Raw genomic sequence first — 26,382 nt, forward strand, 5'->3', positions numbered from 1 at the left:
CGGGTATCAATATGATCCAGATCATCTTTGTTAAATCTAATATGCCGTTTAGTACACACGCTGCCGATAATAACGACAACATAAAAGCTGTTTAGGTAGTCAAAACGAAAGCACGCAAATTTTACATAAACGAGGCAAGCATGACCTTTATTCAACTACTCGCCAGCTTAACTCCAATTATCAGCGTAATGCTGTTTCTCGTCCTCCTGCGGATGCCTGCATCAAAAGCTATGCCCATTTCTATGGTATTTACCGGCCTTGCAGCGGTATTTATCTGGCAGATGGACACCACTTTTGTCGCAGCCTCCGTTGTTGAAGGGCTACTGTCTGCGTTAACACCACTGACGATTATTTTTGGCGCAGTATTCCTGCTCAATACCCTTAAATACTCCGGTGCCATGGACACCATTCGCGCAGGTTTTACCAATATTAGTGGTGACGCTCGAGTACAAGTCATTATCATCTGTTGGTTATTCGGCTCATTTATTGAAGGCTCTGCTGGCTTTGGTACCCCCGCTGCTATTGGCGCTCCACTACTAGTACTGCTCGGCGTACCACCGATTGCCGCTGCGGTTGTGGCGCTTATTGCCGACTCTACCGCAGTATCATTTGGCGCAATTGGTCTACCGGTATTATTTGGTATTGAGCAAGGGTTAACTCAAGGCGGCAGCAATATGGCGGCCGAGCAAATTGCTCAACATGGTGGCAGTTTTGCTGACTTTGCCCAATATATTGCCATGCACATGATCACCATAGATTTATTTACTGGCACCCTCATTCCATTGGTTATGGTAGCGATACTCACCGGTTTTTTTGGCCGTAATAAGTCATTCAAAGAGGGCTTAGCTATTTGGAAATTTGCCCTATTTGCAGGCCTTGCGTTTACTGTTCCTGCTTGGTTAATTAACTACTTTGCCGGACCTGAGTTCCCATCAGTAATTGGTGCTCTTGTCGGTATGGCACTGGTTATTCCGGTTGCTAAAAAAGGTTACTTGTTACCAAAAGAGCAATGGAATGACTTTGCTGAAAATGATGGTCAAAAACGTGAAGAGTTAAATGCCGAAGTGAAATTCTCTCAGCTTGCGGCTTGGGCACCTTACCTGATTATGGCGGCACTACTGGTACTTTCTCGTACCGTTGCGCCACTTAAAGCTTGGTTATCTAGCTTTAATCTGAGCTGGACAGGGTTACTTGGCACTGAGCTAAAAGCTGGCTTTGCGACTCTATATGCGCCAGGCGCCTTCTTCGTACTCGTGTGTATTTTAGGTTTCTTCCTATTTAAAATGAAGTCGCCTGCAATAAAAGAGTCTATCTCAGTATCATGTAAGTCTATGGTGCCAACCATTATCTCCCTAGGCGCATCTGTGCCCATGGTAAAAATCTTCCTTAACTCAGGCGAAAACGCATCAGGTTTAGCCTCTATGCCTGTGGCTCTTGCCGATACGCTAGCCAGCAGCATGGGGGCTGTTTGGGCATGGGTCTCACCGATTGTTGGCATATTTGGTGCTTTCCTATCTGGTTCAGCCACCTTCTCCAACATGATGTTCTCTGGGCTGCAATACAGTGTTGCCGACAATATTGGCGCTAATCATGCCCTTATTTTGGCTATGCAAGGCATTGGCGCGAATGCAGGAAACATGATGTGTGTAATGAATGTTGTGGCCGCTGCAACGGTCGTTGGTATGGCTGGGCGAGAATCAGAGATCATCCGTAAAACCATGCCTGTCGCATTAGGCTATGCTTTAGTCGCAGGCACGATTGCAGCGCTTTGGGGTGGCTTTTAGTCACCCAAGCCCAGCAATATAAATTTAAAACAAAATAATAATATCGAAAAGCCGTATGAGCAGCGGCTTTATTCACCCAAAATAAAGTGTGTGAGAAAAGTTAATGTCGATTAATTATGAAGCAGTATTAAGAGATTTACGTAAACAAGTCGGTGAAAACGCAGCTACCAATGATCCTGTGCGTCGCTTTGCTTGGTCAACCGATGCCAGTTATTTCCGTATCGTGCCTGAAATTGTGGTGCACGCTGATACCTTAGAACAAGCCAAGCGTACCTTAGCTATCGCTCGCACCTATGGTGCGACAGTCACTTTTCGCGCTGCAGGTACTAGCCTTTCAGGCCAAGCAATTGGTGAAGGGATCTTACTCATTCTTGGCCATGATGGTTTTAGAACTTTAACCGTTAATGATGACGCCAGTAAAATTACCTTAGGCACCGCCGTAATTGGCAGTGATGCCAACGCCGTATTAAAGCCATTAAATAAAAAGATTGGTCCAGATCCTGCGACACTTGCCTCAGCTAAAATTGGCGGCATAGTATCAAACAATGCCTCAGGTATGTGTTGTGGTACAGCACAAAACAGCTACCAAACAATCGCCTCTGCAAAATTACTGTTTGCTGACGGTACTGAGCTAGACACCGGCAGTGAAACATCAAAAGCGGCATTTAGCCAGTCACACTCACAACTGTTACAAGATCTCTCAGAGCTTGCTCAGCTAACAGTTAATAACACCACGCTTGCAGCAAGGATCCGCAAAAAATTCTCTATAAAAAACACCACAGGCTACAGCCTTAATGCCTTAGTGGATTTTAGCGATCCCTTCGAGCTGATTAACCATTTAATAGTCGGCGCTGAAGGTACACTCGCTTTTGTTGAAGAAGTGACCTATCACACCGTTGACGAGGCACGCTTTAAAGCTTCTGCCATGGCGGTATTTTTCAATATGGAAGATGCAGCGAGAGCCATTCCACCGCTCGTTGGCGATAGCGTTGCTGCGGCAGAGTTACTAGACTGGGCGTCAATTAAGGCCGTCACAGGTAAAGCTGGCATGCCATTATGGCTTTCTGAATTACCGCAAGGCGCATCTATTCTACTGATTGAATCTCGTGCCAATGATAAATCAACCTTAGACAGTTACACACAAGATGTAATAGCAAAGCTTGCTCACATTGAAACAGAACGTCCAATTAGCTTCAGTGACGACCCAGCAGTGTTTGGCCAATACTGGGCAATGCGCTCAGGCTTGTTCCCAATTATTGGTGGTGAGCGCCCTAAGGGCACGTCAGTGATTATCGAAGATGTGGCGTTTGAGCTAGAACACTTAGCCGCCGCTGCCAATGATTTAACCGAGTTATTCCATAAGCATAATTACCCTGAAGGGGTGATCTACGGCCATGCCCTCGCGGGTAATTTCCATTTCATCATCACACCTACCTTCAATTCGCAAGCTGACATCGAGCGCTTCCATGCCTTTATGCAAGATGTAGCCGAGATGGTCATTAATAAGTACGACGGCTCAATGAAGGCGGAACATGGTACTGGCCGCGCTGTCGCGCCATTTGTTGAAATGGAATGGGGTAGCGATGCTTATACCTTAATGAAACGAATTAAGCAGATCTTTGATCCTGAAGGATTATTAAACCCAGGAGTTATTCTTAACGACGATCAACAAATTCACGTTAAAAATATCAAGCCCTGCCCTGTCGTCGATGACTTAGTCGATAAATGTATTGAATGCGGTTTTTGCGAGAAAACCTGTCCAACATCCGCACTGAATATGTCACCGCGTCAGCGCATCGCCACCTTGCGTGAAATTGAGCGACTAGAGCAGTCTGGTGATAAACAAGCTGCGAGTGAGATGCGCGCAGCCGCCAAATATGATGTTATCGACACTTGTGCGGCTTGTCAGCTTTGTACTATCGCCTGTCCGGTTGATAACAGTATGGGCAACCTCGTACGCAAACTTAGAACACCGTATATCAGCACTACGGAACAGAAAGTTCTAGATTTTCAAGCCAAACATTTTGGCGCAGTAAATCAAGTTATTAGCACTGGATTTAACGCCCTTGGTACAATCCACAAAATTACTGGCAGCGCCATTACTGGCGCAATAATGAAAGCCGGACGAGTAGTCAGTAAAGAAGTGCCTTATTGGAATCCAGATTTTCCAAAAGGTGGCAAACTGCCGACACTTAGAGCACCAATTCCAGGGCAAGAAACTGTGGTTTATTTCCCAGCCTGTGGTGGCCGTACTTTTGGTCCAACGCCAAAAGATCCCGATAACCGCAGCTTACCAGAAGTCGTGGTAACCTTGCTCGAGCGCTCAGGTTATAACGTTGTCACCCCAGAGAAAGCCCGTGATTTATGTTGCGGACAAATGTGGGAGTCAAAAGGTGACTTTAAAAATGCCGATGGCAAACGTAAAGAGTTAATTGAAGCAGTAGCGGCCATGACACAAGGTGGCAAACTACCTGTGATTATCGATGCACTTTCGTGTACCTACCGCACGTTGGCCGGTGATAAATCACTAACAGATAAAGTTGAAATTGTTGATATGGTGGATTTCATCCATGACAAACTGCTTAATAAACTCACCATTAATCATAAAAAGCCAGCTGTAGCCCTGCATTTAGGTTGCAGCGCTCGCAAAATGCACATTGAACCGAAAATGGAAGCCATTATCGACGCCTGTAGCAACCAAGTCGTCCGCCCTGCGGGCATCGATTGCTGTGGTTATGCCGGAGAAAAAGGCTTATATAAACCAGAGATTAATGCCAGCGCACTGCGCAATATTAAAAAGCTCATTCCTGTGGATGTAAGCGAAGGCTATTACGCCAACCGCATGTGCGAAGTGGGTTTAACTCAGCATAGTGGCATCTCTTATCGTCACCTTGCCTATCTTTTAGAAGAGTGCACTCGTTGATAATCAACTTAATATAACCACATCAACATCCTGTTAGGGGCAAGTTTTGCCCCTAACCTTCTTTAGCAGAATTGACACTTCTGCTCACTCTTCTTTAGCTACCCACTTTTAGATACTTTTGTACACCGCCCCTCTTACAAATAGAAATTAGTCTTAAAATACAGTTAGATAAACTATTTTCATTTTTGCAAAAATCATAGTTCTTATTTACTAAATTAGCACTACTTTTTACAAGGTTATCGGCCTATATTTGAACAATAAATAAAAGCGAATAACCAGTGTCTGCTCATCGAGCCGGACTTTTTGTGGTTACTTTTCATACTCAACAACTAGAGTAAGAGATCGCTAATAATGTCAGCCCGAATAGATGAGAGAAACACAATGAAGATAGCACTTTTCATTCCATGTCTAGTCAATCAAATGGTGCCAGAGGTTGGGATCGCAACCTTAGAGCTACTCGAAAAACTCGGACACCAAGTCATACTGCCAAAAGGGCAAACATGTTGTGGCCAACCAATGACTAACTCCGGCTGTTACAACGAAGCCAAAAAAACCACCTTAAAGCTGCTTAATGCATTTAAAGGTGTCGAGTGCGACGCTATCGTCTGTCCTGCCGCCTCTTGTCTTGTTGCCGCGAAAGAGAATTTTCATGAGTTTGACTCAAGCCCAGAAGCACAAGCTGTGATTGATAAGTTGTACGAACTCACAGAGTTTCTGCATGATGTGTCTCCAATCCCTGCATTTAACAAACCTTTTCCGCACAAAATCAGCCTACAAATGAGCTGTCATGGTATTCGCATGCTTGACTTAGCAACCCCTAGCGAGCAGATGGGACCACGAACAAATAAATTTGAGGCCGTGCTTGCTGCGATACCAGAAATCGAAATTGTTTATCCTGAACGCCGCGATGAGTGCTGTGGTTTTGGTGGAACTTTTGCCCTAGATGAAGGTGCCGTATCAGCCAAAATGGGCAAAGATAAAGCTCAAGCGCATGCAGAAACCGGAGCAGCTTATGCCGTTGGATTCGACCCATCTTGCTTACTGCATATTGATGGCATGGTGAGAAGGCAGAAACTGCCGATTGAAACTCGTCATATCGCTCAAATCATCAACGCTGCGCTTTAGGAGTTAATATGTCTACTTCAACACCTGCGATACATGCTCAAAAAGCTGAGATATTTTGCCAAGATGAAGCCCGAGTTGATTGGCACTCTAAAGCACTTTGGGTGCTCAGAGAAAAGCGTGACCGCGCTGCGGGTAGCTTACCTGAATGGGAACAACTGCGCCAAATAGGTTCAGAGATGAAGCTACATACACTAACCCATTTAGCGCAATACCTCGAAGAATTTGAGCAAAACTGCATACAGAACAATATTCAAGTTCACTGGGCCAAAGACGGCGCCGAGCACAACCGTATTGTGCACGACATTCTTGCTAAACATGATGTCAAAAAGCTAGTGAAATCTAAGTCGATGCTCACTGAAGAGTGCCATATGAATCCCTATTTGGAACAACGTGGCATTGAAGTAATCGATACTGACTTAGGCGAACGGATTATCCAGCTAGCTAAGCAGCCACCATCGCACATTGTTGTCCCTGCTATTCACCTAAAAAAAGAGGAAGTGGGTGAACTATTTCATGACAAATTGGGCACAGATGCTGGTGCTTCTGATCCGCTCTATCTAACTCGTGCCGCCCGCGCTCACCTGCGTCAACAATTCTTGTCTGCCGATGCGGCTATGACGGGGGTAAACATGGCGGTTGCCGATAAAGGCGCGGTGGTTGTGTGCACCAACGAAGGTAACGCTGATATGGGCGCTAACCTACCTAAGCTACAACTACACTCGATGGGCATAGACAAGATAGTGCCAAATATTGATAGCGCTGCAGTACTGCTGCGCACACTTGCTAGAAATGCCACTGGCCAGCCTGTCACCACTTACAGTTCTTTTTATCGCGGCCCACAAGAGGGCGGCGAGATGCATGTGATTATTGTCGATAACGGCCGTACAGATATGCTCAAAGACAAAATATTAGCAGAATCGCTAAAGTGCATTCGCTGCGGTGGCTGCCTAAATACTTGTCCGGTTTACCGCCGCTCTGGTGGTTATAGCTATAACTACACCATCCCCGGCCCAATTGGCATTGCGGTTGGTGCGAAGAGTGATGACACTAACTCAATTCCGTGGGCCTGTACTTTATGTGGTAGTTGCTCTTATGTATGCCCAACCAAGGTGCCGCTAGATAAAATCATTCATCATCACCGCCGACTAAAAGCCGAAGCGGGTAAGTTACCATACGGTAAAGCCAGCTATATGCCGTTAGTTGGCAAATTTATGGCCAGCGAAACAGCACTAAATTGCTCGATGAGCATGGCTCGAACAGCGCTAAAAATATTGCCAGGCAGTTTATTGAAGCCTTTTTCTGGCGCATGGGGCAAGTACCGCGAATTACCAATAGCACCAAACTCAAGCTTTGAAGCTTGGTTTAAGAAAAACAGAGGTTAATACTATGTCTAGTAAACACGATATTCTTAACGCGCTAAAAAGCGCGGCTATTGCCCCGCAAGCTATGCCAGTTATTAACATCAGTCCACGTATTGATGATTTAGTTGGTCAGTTTGAAACAAGCTTAAATACAGTTGCAGGCACTTTGCACCGTGATGGCGGCTTAGCTAAACTGCAAGCACAAGTTGATGAGCATATTGCTAACGGCATGCAAATTATCTCTATGGTTGATGGTATTAAGGCTAACCGCCAAGTTACTGAGACAGCACACCAGCTAAAAGATATTGATTATGCGGTGATCTCGGGAGATCTAGCGGTTGCCGAGAACGGCGCAATTTGGGTCAACAATAAAAATCTTGGCCACCGCGTCACACCATTTATCTGTGAGAATCTATTTCTAGTGGTCGATGCAAACAATATTGTGGCCAATATGCATCAAGCAGCTAGCCGTATAACCTTAGCTCCTGGTGAGTTTGGTACCTTTATCGCTGGGCCATCAAAAACCGCAGATATTGAACAAGCACTAGTGGTTGGTGCCCACGGCGCATGTAGCCTCAACGTGTATTTGATTTAATTAAAAGAATTAAAAAAGCCCTAACTTTAATTAGGGCTTTTCATACAGTGACAGAAAACAATACACACTTATACCAATTAGTATAAGAAGTTGATCTACTCAGAGCGTTTTTGGCAAACTAATTCAAGGCGAATAACTGAAAGAATGGTTGCTCCCTTGTGAAGTTATTCAACGCAGAAGTAGGCAGCCAAAAACGCTCCAGAATGGCGAGTTTTAGCGGCTCTGATACTGCGACTCTTGATAATAAAGAGGAAGCTTGAACGTAGAATTACTATGCTCTTCACTCGTTACGAGCTGCATGGATGCAGCGAATGTCATTAAAGCAGGAGCACTTAATGACCTTGTCTCAGTGCCGCTAACTTCTCGCTGAGCGACCAAATCTTTGTACTAATTGGTATTAGATCCAGCTTTACCTTTTATCGATATAGTAGTCTAACTGCACCTTTAGCTCTTTGGCTTCAACGGCTTTACCATCAACAAACTTAGGCGCATAACGCCACTGCTTTAATGCCAATAGTGATTCTTTGGCAAACTTTGCCCCGCCAACTGTATCTAGAACAACAGCATTTTTCACGAAACCCATTTTATCTATAGTAAAGCTCAGCTGAACGGAGCCACTCTTACCCGCTTTAGCGTAAGATATCGGGAAATCGGGATTTTTACGAAATAGCGGTGTTGGTTCAATATCGTCCTGCCAAGGCTTCATGCTACCAATGGCAATACAATGCTGGGTGGACTTATCGCTTTCGCCTTCAAGTTCATAAATCTGTACTAACTTGGCATGGGCAGCCAACTCATAGGGGTGGTTATAATCAAGCTTTTGAAATTGTTTGATAACACCTAAAAATAGCGCTTCGGATTCATCATAATCTTTTTCGGCGAAACGTACATTGGCTACCCTAAAGCTATTGAGTACCCGCTTCATCGCATCTTCAGGTAGTAACTCACTGTATATTTCATGGGCATCAAACGCATAGTTACGTACTTTTCGTGTGTAATAGCGCGAGTTAACTAAACGCTCAAAATAAGCCATCTTAGTATCAGCTATTACCATTGCATTTTCAGAATCTTCAGCGATATCGAGTGCGTCATCGAGATATTCACGCGCATATTTTTGACTGCTGGCGTCACTTAAACCCAAAAGTGGATCAATAAGCTCGATGCCATCGTCACCATAACGCTCACGGTAAATTTTTAATGTCTCTTGGTAAAGCTCAAATGCCTGCGGTTGTAGCAGTTTTACTTTCTGTTTTACCTCTTTATCAAAGTTATTTTTAGGCATATTCGCAATAAGCGCATTGGCAGCATTTAGCGCCAAATTACCGGTATTAATACTGTCAGCACCAAACTTTTCCTTACCTAACTCATAAGACTGTATGGCGTAGCGCTCGATATCTGCATTATTTTTATCAGTAACCGCTGCTTGGTAGGCTGAATAAGCCTCATTAAATTCAACCGCATAAGTCGCGGCAGAGACTGTGACTGCACTCGTTAATATAACAGCGTTAAATAGCTTAGATTTTATTGAAGTGTTAAACATGAAAAATCCTTATTTCATCGATATATCAATTAGTACTGTTGCTATTGGTTATGCTTATTCTTCTATCAACAGTGCAAATTTTATCCGACAACTTTCCCATGACAGCCTATGAAAATCAACGACCGTTAGCGATGACACAAAATGATTTTGTCTCTTATATGGCATGTTAACTTTCCGTCTACGCCATTAACTTACTATTGGTTCGTTTCATTACCCATGCCATCCACACCACTAAAATCGTGCTACAGGTTGCAAGTGAAATCCACACTCCTGTGACACCGAAAGCCCAAGCAAACACATACAAAATGGCACTAAATAAGATCAGTTTTGCACCGGTTAAAATAGATGCTTCTTTCGAATAATTAATTGCCTGGAAGAAAGATGCACCGATCAGCAACATGCCTTCCATCGGTAATCCCCAAAAATACCAACGCATGCCCTCGGTCGCAATCGGCGTCAGTAAGCTGTTATCGCCAGCAAAAATATACACAAATAGTTGCGGTACTGAGTAGATAAATACCAGCCCCAGTGCTGCGCAGATTAATGTAACTGAAAACGCCATTTTAAGGGTTTGCTTCACTCTATCGAAACGTTTAGCACCGGCATTAAAACTTAAAATCGGCTGCACACCAAAAGCAATACCTTCAAACAATAAATAGAAAAAAGCTTCGGTATAGCTAACCACACTATAGGCAGCAACATGCAAAGAGGTGCCGACTTTTAAAAATGCCACGTTGTGTAATGTCAGTACCACTGTCAGATACATATTCATTAAAAAACTTGGAATACCGACACGAATAATATTGATGCAGTGATCCCACTTAAGCTTCATCTGTTCAAAATTGATACCTAGCTTTGTTCGGCTTGAAAAGAAGTGCTGTAAACAAAGTGCACCAGTTACAGCTTGGGAGATCATAGTAGCAATTGCAGCGCCCATTAAACCGTATGGAAAAACCACAATAAGCAACCAATCAAGAATCGTATTAAGCACACCGCCCAAGATCAGCACAAAGGTAACAAAACCTGGACGACCGTCGTTACGTAAAAGTGCAGTGAACGCCATAGATACTATTGGAAATGTGCCGAGCGCAAAGTACCAAAATAGGTAGTCATCAGCGCTGCTAAGAACCTCACCTTCAGCTCCTAACAATAGCAAAATATCGCGGGAAAAATAGCAGCCCAGTATGGTAGTGATAGCGCCGGAGATTAAACATAAGCTAAAGGTATTGCCTAAGATCTTGCGAGCAATCTTTGGCTCACCTTGACCTTGGTGAATTGACACAAGTGCCGCGCCCCCCATACCTAGCGTTGCACCAATGGCATATAGAATCGCGGCAATCGGGTAAGCCAAGATCATTCCCGCTAAACCAACTTCACCGAGGTAGTGACCAATAAACATACCGTCAATAGTGACGTATATGCCAGTAACCAACATAGATAAAATTGTTGGAATACTATAACGCCAAAATAGTTTGTTAATTGGCTCGTTCACCATTGGCGATTCACTGGTTGCTGCTTCAGCTTCACCTTTGGGTTGCACGACTTGTGTCATAGTGTTCTCAACTTCTATTCTAGTTATTATTGTGTCACTCAATATATGACGTATTTCAGCTAATCATTTAAAGTCATCAGCTTCGCTAGCTCAATCACCATTCAATAGGTTGTCGCTGCTAATAACCTAAACGCTGACTCATTTGTAATAATTCAGCTTCAATCTCGTTGGCATCGATTTCATTAATAGCAATCAGCTCTATGCGTGAGTCCATTGCATCATCAAGTTCAATAACCGACAACTCTGACTCTACACAGTTAAAACCTGCAATCCCCTCTTCGGTGATCATCACAGCTTTTAGACGCATAACCTTGCTACTTTTAATAAAAACTAACAGCTTATCAAAATCAAATTCGTAGCTTGGGTCAAACACCCATCCACAGCTATAAAAGCCATCAGCTTGCTTATGGCGGAACATTATCCCACGTTCATCGAATTCAACGGTTTGTAATACTTCTTGCTGAGTTGAAGCATTCGAATTAAAAAATAGTGAACCCTGATTAGGCTCAAGTAAACGCGGACGAGTGACATTATTTGACTGTGGTTCGCCTTGCTGCACACTGGGTTTTGCAATAGCTTGGATAGCAGTAACCTTATTACTTAAACTAACATGAGGTAACTCAAGTAAATTACCCATACTTGCATGTAATTCAGTTGACGCACTCGTGCTCCACTGTGCAATAGGCACCATTGGCGGCTTAGTTGCAGCGCCGTCAGTGGTGCTATTCAAACTTTTAAAGTTGGCAACATAATCAGCTAGCTTTTTAAAAACACCCGCGTCATAACAATCAGATTTACTTGCCAACACAACATCAGCAACCTGTAATTGTTGGTTAAAAATCTCATGCTCGGTATAGCGACTATCATCAAGCTTTCTGGCGTCAACTAAAGTCACACACGCCTTCATAGATAAAACCTGTTGATAGTGAGGCTGAGTCAATACCTTTAGCACCTCTTTTGGATGCCCTAACCCCGTTGGTTCAATCAGCAAACGATCGGGTTTCGCTTTAGCAATTAACTGATTAATTGCTACCTGCATTGGCACGCCAGCAGCACAGCACATACATCCACCAGCAACTTGCTTTATTTGCACTTGTTCTTGCGAGTCGCCCATTAAGCCGCTATCAAGGCCTATCTCACCAAATTCATTAACCAGTACCGCCCACACTTCCCCTTGCGGCTTATTCTTTAATAAGCTTTTGATAAAAGAGGTCTTTCCTACGCCTAAAAAGCCCGTAATAATATTTGTTGTGATCGGTTTTTGAATCATTTGGTCAACTCTATTATGGATTGCCCCAAGATTCTAATCGGTAACAGTCATACAAGTCACGACTCTCCCTAGGAATAGTGGCTTAAACAAGTATTTTAAGCGCTGGATATTCAGTCGTGCTCTAAATGCAGATTGAAGGTAATCAAAGATGTGTGGTTAAAAGTTGGCCTTAAATTTATTATCTCGTGCTTCACAGTCAAAACACCCGCTATTGCTACGATAAAGCCCTGCGCACTCCTACTACCGCTTTCAGTAGTCATTGCACAGCGATAAAGTGCTTATTAATGTATTCACACCATAAATCTGAATCTTTTTCTGGCAATCCAGCTTGTCCTCTTATACCTAACTTGAACTCTACCACTGAACGCCACTCTATCGAGCCAAGATCAGGACCATGCCCTTGACCATCACCTGAGGAAATTTGCTGTTCTACTCGCTCAAACCAAGCTTGCTGACAAAGACTTTCTGTATTTTTGGCCGCTGTAGAAGGTTCAATATCCTCACCACAGCCAACGACACTTATTAGCATGAAAGTCATAATAAAAATCAATAGTTTATTCACTTTCTATCTCCTATAAAAGATTGGCTTTTATAACCTACTGACAAACATAGGTTAGGCTCGTTAGTATACGCGTCACTCCCACTTGCCGTTATTAACCTTGAATGAGTGTGCCAAAAAACCTCGCTGAACAATACTGTATTACTCATAAAAAAAAGCGAACCTACCCTATGGATAGATCCGCTATTTAGTTCGCAGCAAAGCTATTTTTTAGCTTTATCTTTTGAACGACCATAACTGCTTTTACCTGACGCTGCGCCACGAAAATGACTTTTACCGACAGCATTTTTAGCACCACGGTTTTTATCTTGGTACTTACGTTTATTATGGCTTTTCTCTTTTACAGGTTTAGCCACCACGTCACGGTAACGTGCAGGTAAAGGTGCGCCTTCTTCATAACCTGCCATAGTAATTCGTGGTAATGTTTGCTCAATTAACACTTCGATTTCTTGCATCATGGCGCGATCTTGTGGTGACACAAATGATATAGCGTGACCTGCTAATCCTGCACGGCCAGTACGACCTACACGATGTACATAATCTTCAGCAGCAAAAGGTAGCTCAAGGTTAATAACTAACGGCAATGCTTCAATATCAAGACCACGAGCAGCAACATCTGTCGCAACCATCACCCGTAGCTTACCTGATTTGAATTCTTCCAATGCACGGTTACGCGCACCTTGGGTTTTCTCACCGTGGAATACCGCATTCTTAACACCATCGAGTTTGAGCTCGGTGTGTAAATGCTCGGCACTTTCACGGGTGCTAACAAACACCAACACTTGTTGCCAATTATTGCGACCAATAAGTTCTGACAATAGCTCAGCCTTACGGCGTGTATCTACAAGGTAAACTTCTTGAGTGATCAGGCTTGCAGTGGCAGCTGTGGCGACATTTATCCATTCAGGTTTAACAAGCATTTTCTCCGCTAGCGTTTTAACCGCATCGCTATAAGTTGCTGAGAAAAACAGTGTTTGATGACTTTTTGCCACCAGCTTCTTCACTTTTTCAATATCGCGAACAAAGCCTAAATCCAACATGCGATCTGCTTCATCAACCACTAGGTGTGTCACATTAGATAGATCTAGGCCAAACTGACCAATCAAGTCGAACAGACGTCCCGGAGTTGCAACTAAAATATCAACTCCAGCTTGCACCGCTTTGCGCTGCGGGTTCATGTTTGAACCGCCGTATACCGCAACCGTTTTTAACGGCAAAAACTGCGCATAAGCAGTGATATTCTCGGCGACCTGAATCGCTAACTCACGAGTAGGCGTAAGTACAAGCACTTTTAAACTTGATTGGTGAGTCAACTCAGCTTCATCTGCACCAAAAAAGCCATACTCTTGAATTAAACGATTAAGCAGTGGTAATGCAAACGCAGCTGTTTTACCTGTCCCGGTTTGTGCACAAGCCATAATATCTTTACCAGCCATAGCAAGCGGCAGCACTTGCGACTGCACTTGTGTTAATTGCTGGTATCCACGCGCAGAAACTGCATCTAAAATTTTGCGGTGTAAATCGAATGCATCAAAGTTCATGGTCGGCTCAATACTGATATCAATACAGGGAATAAAAGTGAGCGCGGAGTCTAGCAAAATACACCGCGAGATAATACCAATCAGTATAAACATTTAATCGCTAGACGAGAGTCTAGCGATACTAAGGCAATATCATTTTGAAGAATCGTTAAAATCAAGCATCGCTTATTTCGCTGTTTTTGTGCATCACAGCGGTCTCAATGAAGCGCTGTTCAAATTCTTCTACAGGCAAAGGCCGCGAGAATAGATAGCCCTGACCATAGTCACAGCCAGCTTCTGCTAATACCTTGCGCTGATATTCAGTTTCTACCCCTTCAGCAATCACTTTCATCCCTAACTTATGTGCCATCACAATAATCGCTTCGCACAACGTAAAATCACTATTTTGGCTATCTAAGTTTCGAGTAAATGATTGATCAATTTTCAAAAAGTCTATTTTAAAGCGCTTCAAATATGCCAATGATGAGTAGCCTGTACCAAAATCATCTAACGATACTTGGATCCCCGCATCGCGATACCGCTCAAGGGTTGCCGCTATTGCTTCATTGCCGTCAAGTAATAAGCCTTCTGTGATTTCGATACAAATACTATTATTGGTCAGGGCTAGGTTGTTGAGTAACGACACCCAAGTATCAAAGCACTCCCCTTCATCACGAAATTGAACTGGTGATTTGTTGATACTTATCTGTACTTCTACGCCAAAGCGGTCCCGCCACAGTGCACTTTGCCTTGCCGCTTGCTGAAATACCCAATTACCAATATCAATAATAAGACCCGTTTCTTCTGCTACCGATATAAACTCAATCGGTGACACCAAACCACGCTTTGGATGACGCCAACGGATCAAAGCTTCAACCTTTAAACACTCATCTTGTTGTAAGCCAACAATCGGCTGGTAATAAAGCTCGAACTCTTGCTCAGCTATGGCATGGCGTAGATCTTGAATTAAGCGCATCCTATACTTGGCATCACGCTGCATTGAAGGCGTAAAGTAATGGAACCGATTACGCCCTTCGCCTTTAGCAGCGTACATAGCTTGATCAGCATGCTTTAACATACCTTCGATAGTGGAAGCATCATCTGGGTATAATGTAATGCCGATACTAGCACTGATATAAGCGGTTTCATCTCCAAGATTAAATGGCTCCGCAAGGCGGGTTAAAATATGTTTAGCGACTTTATCGACACCTTTAATATCAGTGATCCCAGACAATACGACAGTAAACTCATCCCCGCCTAAGCGAGCCACAACATCAGTTTCACGAATACAAGCTTTTAGCCGTTTAGCGGCTTCAGAGAGCAAACGATCGCCCATATCATGCCCTAAAGTATCATTCACCTCTTTAAAGTAGTCTAAATCTAAAAACATCAATGCAAAATGTTGCTCACGACTATCGGCTTTTATCATCTCCGTCGACAAGCAGTCGAGTAACATACGACGATTAGGTAACCCTGTCAGCGGGTCGTAATTAGCCTGCTTCCAGATAATCTGTTCAGCTTGCTTTTTATCAGTAATATCACTGAATAAGGCCACCCGGCGCTTAGAGTTACCTTTGTCATCCACCAGCGCATTTAGCGTTAACCACACAACAAACTCTTCGCCATTTTTGCGCCTCAACCATACTTCACCTTGCCAACAGCCTAATTCCTCAACGGCATTACTCATCTGCCGGTATGCATTGCGGCTATTACGGTTACATTGCAACACTCTGATATTTTTATTTTTAACTTCGGCTTCGCTATAACCAGTAATATTAGTAAAGGCCGCATTAATATTAATGATAAAGCCTTGCTCATCTTGCACACTCATCGCTTCGCTGCTGTTATTGTAAACCGATGCCGCTAGTGTTAATGACTCTTCGATGCGCTTTTGCTCAGTAATATCGGTATAGATCCCACACATCCGCAATGGCCGACCTTTTTCATCTCGGCTCATCACTTTGCCTGTATCTAACAGCCATAGGTAGTCGCCAGACTGATTTTGAATCCGGTACTCGGCCCGATATTGTTCAGTCTCGCCATTGAGATGAGCATCTATCGATTTCAGCACTGTCACACGATCATCAGTATGAATAGCATTTACCCATAATTTAGGGTTACGATTTAAACTGTCTAAATCGCAGCCTAGTATTGCTGCACTGTGCTCATTACGCTCGATTTCATCTTTACTAATATCCCAATCCCAAAAACCCAGCGCGCTGCTTGCTAAAACTAGTCTAAGTTGTTCTTGGCTGGCATTCTTTTCAAGTTCAGCCTGCTTTTGAGTCGTGCGATTGAGTAAACCGGTTATCACTAAATCCACTTTGGTTTGCGAGCGCTGGCAGGCAACAGTCATATGGGTGTATACCATAACGTCATGTTTTGCTTTTAAGCGAATATCCAATTCGAACTCGTTGATCTCGCCATCAAGCATCTGATTAAAGTGATGCTTAAAAATGAAATAATCTTGAGTTTGCATCAGCTCTGGCCAAGATAGTTGCAACAATTCGGATTCACTATAGTTGAGCATTTCACACAAGTTGGGGTTCACCTTTATCCATTGATGTTGTTTATCGGTGATCGCAATCCCCATATTTCCAGACTGGAAATGAGACTTAAATAACAGGTGATCTTGCAGTTTGATTTTCTGATCTCGTCTAATTTCAATACGCCGAGATAGCAGTAGCCCGAGCAAAGCTGTAGTGATAGGAAAAATAACTAAGAATGGAATAGTGACTTGTTTTAAAAGAGTTATTGCGAACTCCGCAGGTAAGCTTAATCCCCAAAGCAAAATAATAGCGTTACAGAACAGTCCAAAAAAGAATAACTCACTAAAACCAACATCACTCAGTTTTCCTTTACGGTAACGGCCCCATACATAACCCAGCAAACCAGATGTGACGATAGCGCCAATCCCAGGCACAAGCGTTGCGCCGCCTTCAACTAGCCGGTATACAGCACTCACTGCCACGGCAACAAACGTGGCTATCCCCCCAAAGAAAATACCGCATATACTGAGGATTACTGTTCGTGAATCAAAAAAGACCCCTTCACTATACTCCCAAGGCATCAGCATCAAGACAATGGTAATGCCTCCAACAAGTAGTCCAACTCCAACACGGGCCATCACATCTTTCTTATGCTTATATCGCCGAGGCAATGCATCATAGATCAGCACTATCGCCAGTAGTAATGCCGAATTCTGAATAAAAGAAAGTAATAAACCTTGTTCCATTAGACGCAAATCTTCCTTGAGAAATAACTTTTAATAACAAGGCTATGAAAATGGCAGACGATACTCGCCAATGTTTGAGTAACTAAATTATGCGCCAATTTATGCCTAAAACACCTTGTCATAAACCTTGTTGAAAAACTGAAACCACTAAACAAGCGGCATCATCCCCCCCTTTTCATTAAAGGGTACTTTAGCTTAACCTAAAGATAGAGAATAAATCATCAAAACTCAAAGTCTTACCTTAAAAAATTGCAACAAAATTTTCATCAATGACTTAAGCAATAACTCATGTTGTATTTAGTTGGTAACAGGAGCACTGAGCCGATCTCTTTTTACTAGGAATTAAGGTAGACTGTATTGAAACGACTCACCTCATTTAAAAAGCAAACCCTATTCTCATGCCGCAATCATCCCTTATAAACACTAAAACAAATGAAGCAAAACCTATTCAATACAGCAAGAATTACCACTTCCCCGTACAAATTTATTATGAAGACACTGATTTTTCAGGCGTGGTTTATCATCCAAACTTTTTAAAATATTTTGAACGAGCGCGTGAACACGTTATCGGTGCCAATAGTTTAGCGAGTCTGTGGGATGAACATGATTTAGGTTTTGCCGTGTACCGTACTGATATGCAGTGCCATGACGGTGTGGAGTTTGCCGATATTATCGATGTGCGTACGCGTTTCTATTTTGAGAGTAAATACCGTACGGTTTGGTTTCAAGAGATCTGGCGGCCGAATGCTAAAAAGCCTGCGGTAACCGCGCAAATAGAGATGGTTTGCATGAATAAAAAACGCCAATTAAGCCCTATGCCACAGCAACTTATTGCGCGTTTAGGCGAGGCGTTTTCTGAACCGGTAATATTCTAAAGAAAGGCTAGGATAGCAAGTTCATTGCTCGTATTTTAATGTAACTAATATGAATGTAACTAAGCCTGAAATCTTTAAAGCAGGCTTAGTTGCCTACTACCAATAATACTAACGTTACTGGTAGCTGGCTGTACTCAATTGATGCCAACGGGTTTCTAATTCTTGTGCTTTTATCGGTTTAGAAAAAATATCTCCCTGAATTTTATCAACACCCATTGTCGACAACACTTGCATGACATCATAGGTTTCTACACCTTCAACCGTCACCTTAAAGCCTAACCCTTTAGCCAATCGGATACTGGTCTCCATGATGTGATGCGCTCTGCTATCTATAGTCAAACCATCTAAAAATGCCTTATCAATTTTTACTTCATCTACTGGCAAGTATTTCAAATAAGCCAATGAAGAATGACCGGTACCAAAATCATCAATAGCCACATCAACTCCTAACCCTCTAAGTTCGTTAATCGTTGCTACTGCGCCGTCTAAATCTTGCATTAACTTACTTTCTGTAATTTCAATAGACAATGAGTCGGCTGTAAGTTCGTACTGTTCTAACCTTGCTTTGATCCCGGTAATAAGCCCTGCGTTACGTAAATCTTGGCTCGATAAATTAACCGCAACTTGAAGCCTTATGTCCATCTTTTGCCAAAGTGATTGCTGCGCAAATACTTCATCTAGCGCCCATTGACTTACAATATCTATCATGCCGGAGTACTCGGCTAATGGAATAAACTCTGCGGGAGAAATAGAGCCTAATTGAGGGTGTTGCCAACGCATTAACGCTTCAACCTGTTGACAATTACCTTGTGGCAAACTCTGCTTAGGCTGGTACACCATGTATAGCTCACCATCACGGAGTGCTTTTGCTAAGCTATTGATAATAGAAACTTCACGCAGCTGCACAACATCATCACCCAGTACATACTCAGCCAAGGCAATATCATGGGTCTTGGCTTTTTTAAGAGCTAAATCAAGTCGACGTAGCATGGTACTAATGTCACTATGAAAAGGCTCTAGCGCTAAGTGGCCCATTTGCACCCGGGTGGTGATTATGCTGCCGAAAATATCATAAGGTAATTGTAACTTGTCTATTAACTGCTGTAGCTGTGATGCGAGCATCGGACTTTCAAAATAAATAAGGAACTCATCTTCATTCATTCTGGCTATTAACGAGCCATCAGGCGACAAGCTTTTTACTCTTGCAGCCATCTGCTTCAATAACTCATCACCAAAATTAAAGCCGAATAAGTCGTTAACATAGCGAAAGCGATAGATATCGAGTAACACTAGGCTGCCCTTATCTAAGGGCATAAGTTGTGCCAGTTTACGCTTCATACTCAAGCGGTTATCTAACTCAGTTAACTTATCTTGCTCCACTTGACGACCTTTAATTATCAGCTCTGCAACTTGCTGCTTAATAAAGGCAAACTTAACTAATATATTGACACCAGTAAGACTGCTTTGCTCTCCATCTTTGGCTAAAGAGTTGCAGAGGTTATCAAGTTCGTTTGACAGTTTTTTATGGCGCAACAATACAACTATTAACAAGATAATAAGTAATAAACAGCTTATAAAGACGAGCCAAAAACTATCCAAAGAGTGGTTTATCCCTAAGTAAATTTAAAAATTACACTGCTAAAAAGCGCAGCTTAAAACTGCGCTACTTAGTAATATAACCGAGATTAAACCTTTGTCGAGAAAATAAACTACAGATAACTTTCTTTAATTGATTGATAAGCTTCAATAAACTCTTCGCTATTAAGCTGCTCATTACTAACAGGTAGCCCACGCTCTATAAAACCTTGCATCCGCTGGTCAAAATCAGCGCCAGCTCGTAACTTGCCAGTGTAAAATGCAGCCGCACGGATAAAATCTAAATAACTCACATCTGTTGATGTGTAGGTTAAATCGGCCCAACGCTCCACCACTTCCATCACATCCGGCGAGAATTGCCAACTTTGTAATACCGCTCGCCCTATAGGCCCTTGAAGCTTCTTAACTAAAGTCCGTAAAAGCGCTATATTGGCACATAAATCAGGCTGCGCTTCCGCTTCAGTAAGCACCGGCAACGCGCCAATATTATGCACTAGCCCAGCAAGGGTCATAGTGTCAAAGTCTAGTCGAGTATTGGGGTTTTGCGCTTTATATTGCTGCAACATGGCGCATGCCGCAGCGGTAACATCAATAGAGGCACTCCATACCTCGTCCATCACTTCCCAAACCATCTGATTAGTTGAGATAAAAAGCTGCTCCATCGCGATTGAAGTCACAATGGATTTAATCTGTACTAAGCCAATGCGATTAATCGCTGCGTTGACATTATCAGCAGGGATCCCTCGACTATACAACGCACTATTAGCAATCCGGATAACCCGCGCTGAAATGGCAGCATCTTGGCCGATAATATTGGCAACATCTTTCAAACTTGCATCTTTATCTGCTACGACTTCTTGCACACGCATCGCCACTTCCGGCAAGGTTGGTAAAACTAAAGCATCTGATTTCAACTTCTTTAACAACCCGACCAATACTTGATGCTCTGTAGACATCTTTACTCCTTTAATTGCGTATTAAACTGCAGCAGCTCATGTCGAGCATTTGCTCGATTTAGCTGCATGCAAAATAACATTAATGGATCAATACTTAAACAGGAGGCAATAAAGTCTAAAAAGCGCCTAAAAAGTGTTATCTGGATCACAATATCTTATAATAAACGATTCTGGTCGCCCCAAAGACACTTATTATATGCGGCTGACTTTCTTGCAAGAGCAAGCACATTTTGTAATGTGTAACCCATTGTCGAATCCTTATCCGTTAACAGAGAAGCTATTATGTTTAAACCTGAGCTATTGTCCCCTGCTGGTACATTAAAGAATATGCGTTACGCCTTTGCCTATGGCGCTGATGCTGTTTATGCCGGCCAGCCAAGATATAGTCTTCGCGTACGTAATAACGACTTCAAAATGGAAAACCTAGCTGCTGGTATAAAGGAAGCCCATAGCCTTAATAAAAAGCTATATGTGGTTAGCAACATTGCACCACATAACGCTAAGTTAAAGACTTACATCAAAGATATGGAGCCTGTGGTTGCAATGCAGCCAGATGCATTAATCATGTCAGATCCAGGTCTAATCATGATGGTACGTGAAGCCTTTCCTGATCAAGTAGTTCACTTATCAGTTCAAGCCAATGCGATTAACTGGGCATCTGTAAAGTTTTGGGAATCACAAGGCATTAAACGTGTCATCTTATCCCGTGAGTTATCACTGGATGAAATTGAAGAGATCCGCCAACGCTGTCCAGATATCGAACTTGAAGTGTTTGTACATGGCGCATTATGTATGGCGTACTCAGGTCGTTGTTTATTGTCTGGCTACATTAATAAGCGCGATCCTAACCAAGGTACCTGCACCAACGCTTGCCGTTGGAAATATGACGTACATGAAGCCCAGCAAACAGAGTCTGGCGATGTGGTTGCAGTTAACCCAGAAGTGCAGATTGAAACACCAACATTAGGCGCAGGTCAGCCATCAGATCAAATCGTACTGTTGCAAGAAGCTGGCCGCCCTGGTGAGTATATGCCAGCGTTTGAAGATGAGCATGGCACATATATCATGAACTCAAAAGATCTTCGTGCTATCCAGCACGTAGAACGCTTGACTAAGATGGGTGTTGATTCACTGAAAATTGAAGGCCGTACTAAGTCTTTCTATTACGTTGCCCGCACAGCGCAACTTTATCGTCAAGCGATTGAAGATGCTGTTGCAGGTAAAGATTTTGATCGCACGCTAATGCACAACCTTGAAGGTTTAGCTCACCGCGGTTACACCGAAGGTTTCTTACGTCGTCACGTACATGACGAATACCAGAATTATGATTATGGCTATTCAGTTAGCGATACTCAGCAGTTTGTTGGTGAGTTCACAGGTAAACGCAATGACGCCGGCCTTGCTGAAGTTGAAGTGAAAAACAAGTTCCTACTGGGTGACAGTGTTGAGGTGATGACACCGCAAGGTAACTTAACCATCAAACTCGAGACTATCATTAACCGTAAAGGTGAAAGTATCGAAGCTGGTCTAGGTTCTGGACACTTTGTGTTCTTAGATGTGCCTGCTGGTGTTGAGCTAGATAAAGCAGTATTACTGCGTAACTTGCCGCAAGGACAAGATACTCGTAACCCGCATCAGGCAACTGATACTCCAGCATAGTATCGACTGACTATACTGAGTTTAGATAGGCTCGTTTATCGAGCCTTTCATCGATAGACCTTTATTCCCGAGATTAAGATAAACACAATGGCATTATTAATCGACGACAGCTGTATCAACTGCGACATGTGTGAGCCCGAGTGCCCTAATCAGGCCATTACTATGGGTGAAGAGATCTATGAGATCGATCCTATTTTGTGCACTGAGTGTGTTGGCCATTATGCAAAACCAACCTGTATCTCGGTCTGCCCTATCGATTGTATTGCTGTTGACCCTGATCACCAAGAATCTGACGATGAGTTAATGATTAAGTACCGTATTCTCACAGGTAAACCTGTTGAGTAAGCAGGTCTAAGCCTAACTATATAATGGAGCCTAAATGGCTCCATTTTTATTTAACGCCTAAACTGGGCTGATAACGATAATGACCTGTTATACCAATCAGTATAAACATTTAGTCACTCAGCGAGAGTTTAGCGGTTTTGAGGCAAGGCAACGAGTGAAGGGCATAGTTGTTCTACGATCAAGCTCGTTAACACTGCATCAGAATCGCTAAAACTCGCCATTCTGGAGCGTTTTTGGCTGCCTACTTCTGCGTTGATTAGCTTTATAAGGGAATCACCATTATTGCAGCTATTCGCCTTGAATTAGTTTGCCAAAAACCGCTCTGAGTTGATCAAATTCTTGTACTGATTGGTATTATGAATACTCAAACAACACATCTTCAAGCTGCGGTCCAGCTCCTATGTTGTGTACAACTAATGGCCGCTGTGTATCATCCGCTTGTTGCGCGACTAAAATGCCAATATGCGGCAAATTTCCTGGAAGCATCCAAGTGACAATATCACCAGCTTGATAGTCACTAACATCATGACTCACAGTTAATACTTGTCCATTACGAGCAAAGAATGCTTGTAAATTGGGTACTCTACGATGATCGATATTCTTATCTGGTCGCGTCAGTCCCCATATTCTTTTGGAAGGATATTGAGCAAAATTACCCTGCATATCTTCATGCACTAACACCTGTAAATCGATTCCTAATTGACGGTAACTTCGAATAATGACATCGGTACAAACACCAATGTTAGCTGGCACATCACCATTAGGATAATCGAGTTGAAAATAACTGCCATCATAACGAATCTGATGTTCGGTTCTAGCCATTGCTGCCTGTACAAGCTGCGAATTAAATGTATCAGGCTCTGCTTGAACAGGATTAATCACTGCCACAAGTAGTAATAACTGTAAGCCTAGTCGTTCCATGATAAGTCCTTAACGGTTAATCTTCTTGCTAAATAAAGTTAAATAACTTTATAAATCATAACATTACTATACATAGCTTATCTTAGTATAAACAAGCATGCAGTTATACAAAGCTTTGCTTATGCTATATGGTAAAAACAAGCTCCTTGCCATCCGCAGCCTACTGGTGACTTCCCTTGCTTGAGAGAGTAAAATCTCATTGCCCGCATACTCACTAAGTTCGCTCCAAAATAGCGCTTATCAACACAGCTAACAAAGATACCCAATGCCCATGTATTCAGCTCAACACTGTTTTACCTCTTTCAAATCAGCTATCGATCAATACCAGCTGCCTGAGCGCTTTACCTTTCCTTTTTACTACGAGCCTCATCCTTTATGCTTAATTGCGGCAAAAGAACTACAGCAGTACCTAAGTACACAAACCGATTGGCAGCACAACTTTGGTTTAGCCGAAGACTCAGGGCCTGTAATTGGTAAAATGTTTGGTGTCTTGTTAGTACGCAACCAAAACGGCGAACTGGGCTACTTATCAGCATTTTCGGGCAAGCTCGCCGAGCAAAACTTACTTAACGGATTTGTACCGCCAGTGTTCGATATGTTGGCACAAGAGAGCTTTTTCCATGTTGGCATGCAAACGCTTAATCAGTTAAGCGCAAAGCTACAAACAGCGCAGTCCAATCCGGATATTGAACGCTTAACAGCCAAGCTTGCAACATTACGTCAGCAGCAAGATACAGCGCTAGATGCAATGCGAGCAGAAATCATCGAAAACCGCAAAATCCGCAAGCAGCGCCGAGCACACGCACAGCAACTCAGTACTAACGAGATAGATGAGCTCAATATAATGCTTGGCAAAGAAAGCGTTGCTGAAAAATTCCGCTTAAATAGTCTTAAGCTTGAATGGCAACAACAATGCGACGTAGTTAAGGACCAGCTTGATAGTTTACTTGCTGAAATAGCTGCAATTAAAGCTGAGCGAGCTCAGCAATCTAACAGTCTACAACAGCAATTATTTGCCCAGTACCAATTTTTAAACCAAGCTGGCGAACTTAAAGATCTAAATGAAATCTTTAAAGATAGCCCAACCCAGCAGCCACCAGCGGGCGCGGGTGAATGCGCCGCACCTAAATTGCTACAGTTTGCTTTTAGTCAAGGATTAACGCCCCTTGCGATGGCTGAGTTTTGGTGGGGCGCTTCGCCCAAATCAGAGATCAGGCAACATAAAAACTTTTACGGCTCTTGCCAAGGTAAATGTCAGCCAATTCTAAGCCATATGCTCAAAGGCATAGAGATGGACGCCAACCCGCTGCTAACTAACCCTGCTGCCGGTAAGTCATTGGAAATCATCTATCAAGATGAGGTGATGGCGATTGTCAATAAGCCTGCAGAATTCTTATCTGTTCCCGGTAAAAATGTCACAGACTCAGTTTATGCTCGTATGAAGGCGATGTTTCCACAGGCGACAGGTCCATTAATTGTCCATCGACTCGATATGTCGACTTCTGGATTAATGGTTATTGCGCTAACAAGCGAAGCTAACAAGTCCCTAGCTAAGCAATTTATCGCACGCACTGTTGAAAAACGCTATGTGGCGCAAGTGGCTGGAGTGGTAAAACAACAAAGCGGTGAGATCAAGCTACCGCTGCGTGGTGATATTGATGACAGACCAAGGCAACTTGTGTGTTTTGAGCACGGCAAACACGCCCATACCTATTGGCAGGTAAAACAGCGCAGCGAAAGTACCACGCTGTTATATCTTTACCCACATACAGGACGTACTCATCAACTTAGAGTCCATTGTGCACATCAAGATGGTCTGGCGTTACCAATTATTGGTGATGATTTATATGGACAAAAATCCAATCGCTTACATTTGCATGCCCAGCAATTAGTGTTAAATCATCCGCTAACCAATGAACGTTTGAGCTTTGAGGTGGATGTCGACTTTAGTCAAGAAGCTTAAACAAGGATGCACCGTGGAATAACACGGTGCATCAAATATTTGCCCTTATGCAAATTTAGGTTCTGCCTTAGCTTGTAAGGTTTGTAATGCTAAGGCAGACTTTTCTACCGCAATTTTAAGCCCTGCCGGCATGGCATCAAATTCAACACTCAACAGTAGATTTTTCACTTCAAGACCGAGTTCAGTGTCTCCCTCAATGCACAGCTTACGCTGGAAAAACAGACTATCTGGATCTTCTTTTGCTGCTGCTATCAATAACAAATCTTTTGACTGAGCGGTAAAGGTGACTTCAGAGGCTTCTAATGGCCTGATTTGCCATACACGGTCATAGGTCACTTCAAATGTTAAGCCTAAATCTTCAATATTAATTGCCACCCAACGTCCGTCAAAAAACTCAAGCTCATCATCTGCTGCTTGCTCAGCCAATAGCAAAGAAAGAATACGCTTTAACAATTGTGCTTTTAACTCAAAAGGCACAATGGCTAAAGGACGAGCAATGGCTTTCGGCCCAATTTCGAGTATTTGTTGAGCTAATTTGTTAACAGAAAAACCTTGCATGTGAAAATGTATCCAAAATGTGGCAAAGAAAGGAATTTTACCTAG

General features: G+C 43.0%; 19 protein-coding genes. 9 read left to right on the forward strand and 10 right to left on the reverse strand.

Features of this window, described 5'->3' with window-relative positions:
* Positions 1-140: 140 nt before the first annotated feature.
* The 5 genes from L884_RS22440 to L884_RS0119645 all read left to right on the forward strand — a co-directional run bounded on the left by L884_RS22440 (position 141) and on the right by L884_RS0119645 (position 7,788).
* A complete protein-coding gene (locus tag L884_RS22440) occupies positions 141-1,784 on the forward strand; it encodes an L-lactate permease (protein WP_051435703.1) in 1,644 nt (547 codons plus the stop codon).
* A 103-nt stretch (positions 1,785-1,887) separates the two neighbouring features.
* Complete coding sequence (locus L884_RS0119630) at positions 1,888-4,707, forward strand: FAD-binding and (Fe-S)-binding domain-containing protein (protein ID WP_028769086.1); 2,820 nt, start codon at positions 1,888-1,890, stop codon at positions 4,705-4,707.
* Between the two features lie 381 nt (positions 4,708-5,088).
* Positions 5,089-5,832: a (Fe-S)-binding protein gene (locus tag L884_RS0119635; RefSeq protein WP_028769087.1), complete on the forward strand. Its 744-nt coding sequence runs from the start codon at positions 5,089-5,091 to the stop codon at positions 5,830-5,832.
* Positions 5,833-5,840: 8 nt separating this feature from the next.
* Complete coding sequence (locus tag L884_RS0119640; RefSeq protein ID WP_028769088.1) at positions 5,841-7,214, forward strand: lactate utilization protein B; 1,374 nt, start codon at positions 5,841-5,843, stop codon at positions 7,212-7,214.
* Positions 7,215-7,218: 4 nt separating this feature from the next.
* Positions 7,219-7,788, forward strand: coding sequence for a LutC/YkgG family protein (locus L884_RS0119645; RefSeq protein ID WP_028769089.1), 570 nt, complete (start codon positions 7,219-7,221; stop codon positions 7,786-7,788).
* Positions 7,789-8,197: 409 nt separating this feature from the next.
* On the opposite strand, the gene L884_RS0119655 is transcribed toward L884_RS0119645, so the two are convergent.
* The 6 genes from L884_RS0119655 to L884_RS0119680 form a co-directional block, all read right to left on the reverse strand.
* Positions 8,198-9,328: a TonB family protein gene (locus L884_RS0119655; RefSeq protein WP_051435704.1), complete on the reverse strand. Its 1,131-nt coding sequence runs from the start codon at positions 9,326-9,328 to the stop codon at positions 8,198-8,200.
* A gap of 178 nt (positions 9,329-9,506) precedes the next feature.
* The gene (locus L884_RS0119660; RefSeq protein ID WP_425423502.1) at positions 9,507-10,823 is read right to left on the reverse strand and encodes an MATE family efflux transporter; all 1,317 of its coding nucleotides are present in this window, start codon (positions 10,821-10,823) and stop codon (positions 9,507-9,509) included.
* Between the two features lie 175 nt (positions 10,824-10,998).
* Positions 10,999-12,150, reverse strand: a complete 1,152-nt coding sequence (locus tag L884_RS0119665; protein ID WP_028769092.1) for a CobW family GTP-binding protein — start codon at positions 12,148-12,150, stop codon at positions 10,999-11,001.
* A 256-nt stretch (positions 12,151-12,406) separates the two neighbouring features.
* A complete protein-coding gene (locus tag L884_RS0119670; RefSeq protein ID WP_028769093.1) occupies positions 12,407-12,712 on the reverse strand; it encodes a hypothetical protein in 306 nt (101 codons plus the stop codon).
* 200 nt (positions 12,713-12,912) lie between these two features.
* Entirely contained in the window at positions 12,913-14,250 is a 1,338-nt protein-coding gene (locus L884_RS22445) for a DEAD/DEAH box helicase (protein WP_037411336.1), read from the reverse strand.
* 154 nt (positions 14,251-14,404) lie between these two features.
* Complete coding sequence (locus tag L884_RS0119680; RefSeq protein WP_028769094.1) at positions 14,405-17,464, reverse strand: EAL domain-containing protein; 3,060 nt, start codon at positions 17,462-17,464, stop codon at positions 14,405-14,407.
* A gap of 398 nt (positions 17,465-17,862) precedes the next feature.
* Between L884_RS0119680 and L884_RS0119685 the strand changes: the two genes are divergently transcribed.
* Positions 17,863-18,339 carry an acyl-CoA thioesterase gene (locus L884_RS0119685; protein ID WP_051435705.1) on the forward strand — a complete coding sequence of 159 codons (477 nt, stop codon included), beginning with the start codon at positions 17,863-17,865 and terminating at the stop codon, positions 18,337-18,339.
* A 114-nt stretch (positions 18,340-18,453) separates the two neighbouring features.
* Here the strand turns inward: L884_RS0119685 and L884_RS0119690 are convergent, their stop codons facing one another.
* On the reverse strand, positions 18,454-19,938 hold the full coding sequence (locus L884_RS0119690; protein WP_028769096.1) for a putative bifunctional diguanylate cyclase/phosphodiesterase: 1,485 nt from the start codon (positions 19,936-19,938) through the stop codon (positions 18,454-18,456).
* Positions 19,939-20,048: 110 nt separating this feature from the next.
* A complete protein-coding gene (locus L884_RS0119695; RefSeq protein ID WP_028769097.1) occupies positions 20,049-20,891 on the reverse strand; it encodes an HDOD domain-containing protein in 843 nt (280 codons plus the stop codon).
* 282 nt (positions 20,892-21,173) lie between these two features.
* On the opposite strand from L884_RS0119695, the gene trhP reads away from it, so the two are divergent.
* Positions 21,174-22,550: a prephenate-dependent tRNA uridine(34) hydroxylase TrhP gene (trhP, locus tag L884_RS0119700; RefSeq protein ID WP_028769098.1), complete on the forward strand. Its 1,377-nt coding sequence runs from the start codon at positions 21,174-21,176 to the stop codon at positions 22,548-22,550.
* 87 nt (positions 22,551-22,637) lie between these two features.
* Positions 22,638-22,895, forward strand: coding sequence for a YfhL family 4Fe-4S dicluster ferredoxin (locus L884_RS0119705; RefSeq protein WP_028769099.1), 258 nt, complete (start codon positions 22,638-22,640; stop codon positions 22,893-22,895).
* A 354-nt stretch (positions 22,896-23,249) separates the two neighbouring features.
* Here L884_RS0119705 and L884_RS0119710 read toward each other — a convergent pair whose 3' ends face one another.
* Positions 23,250-23,816 (reverse strand): DUF1287 domain-containing protein, encoded by a 567-nt coding sequence (locus L884_RS0119710; RefSeq protein WP_028769100.1) that lies wholly within the window; start codon positions 23,814-23,816, stop codon positions 23,250-23,252.
* 271 nt (positions 23,817-24,087) lie between these two features.
* On the opposite strand from L884_RS0119710, the gene L884_RS0119715 reads away from it, so the two are divergent.
* Positions 24,088-25,779, forward strand: a complete 1,692-nt coding sequence (locus L884_RS0119715; protein ID WP_028769101.1) for an RluA family pseudouridine synthase — start codon at positions 24,088-24,090, stop codon at positions 25,777-25,779.
* Between the two features lie 45 nt (positions 25,780-25,824).
* Here the strand turns inward: L884_RS0119715 and ubiT are convergent, their stop codons facing one another.
* Positions 25,825-26,337 carry a ubiquinone anaerobic biosynthesis accessory factor UbiT gene (ubiT, locus tag L884_RS0119720; RefSeq protein WP_028769102.1) on the reverse strand — a complete coding sequence of 171 codons (513 nt, stop codon included), beginning with the start codon at positions 26,335-26,337 and terminating at the stop codon, positions 25,825-25,827.
* Positions 26,338-26,382: the final 45 nt, after the last annotated feature.

This window comes from Shewanella fidelis ATCC BAA-318 (assembly GCF_000518605.1).
In the GTDB taxonomy this organism is placed as follows: Bacteria; Pseudomonadota; Gammaproteobacteria; order Enterobacterales; family Shewanellaceae; genus Shewanella; species Shewanella fidelis.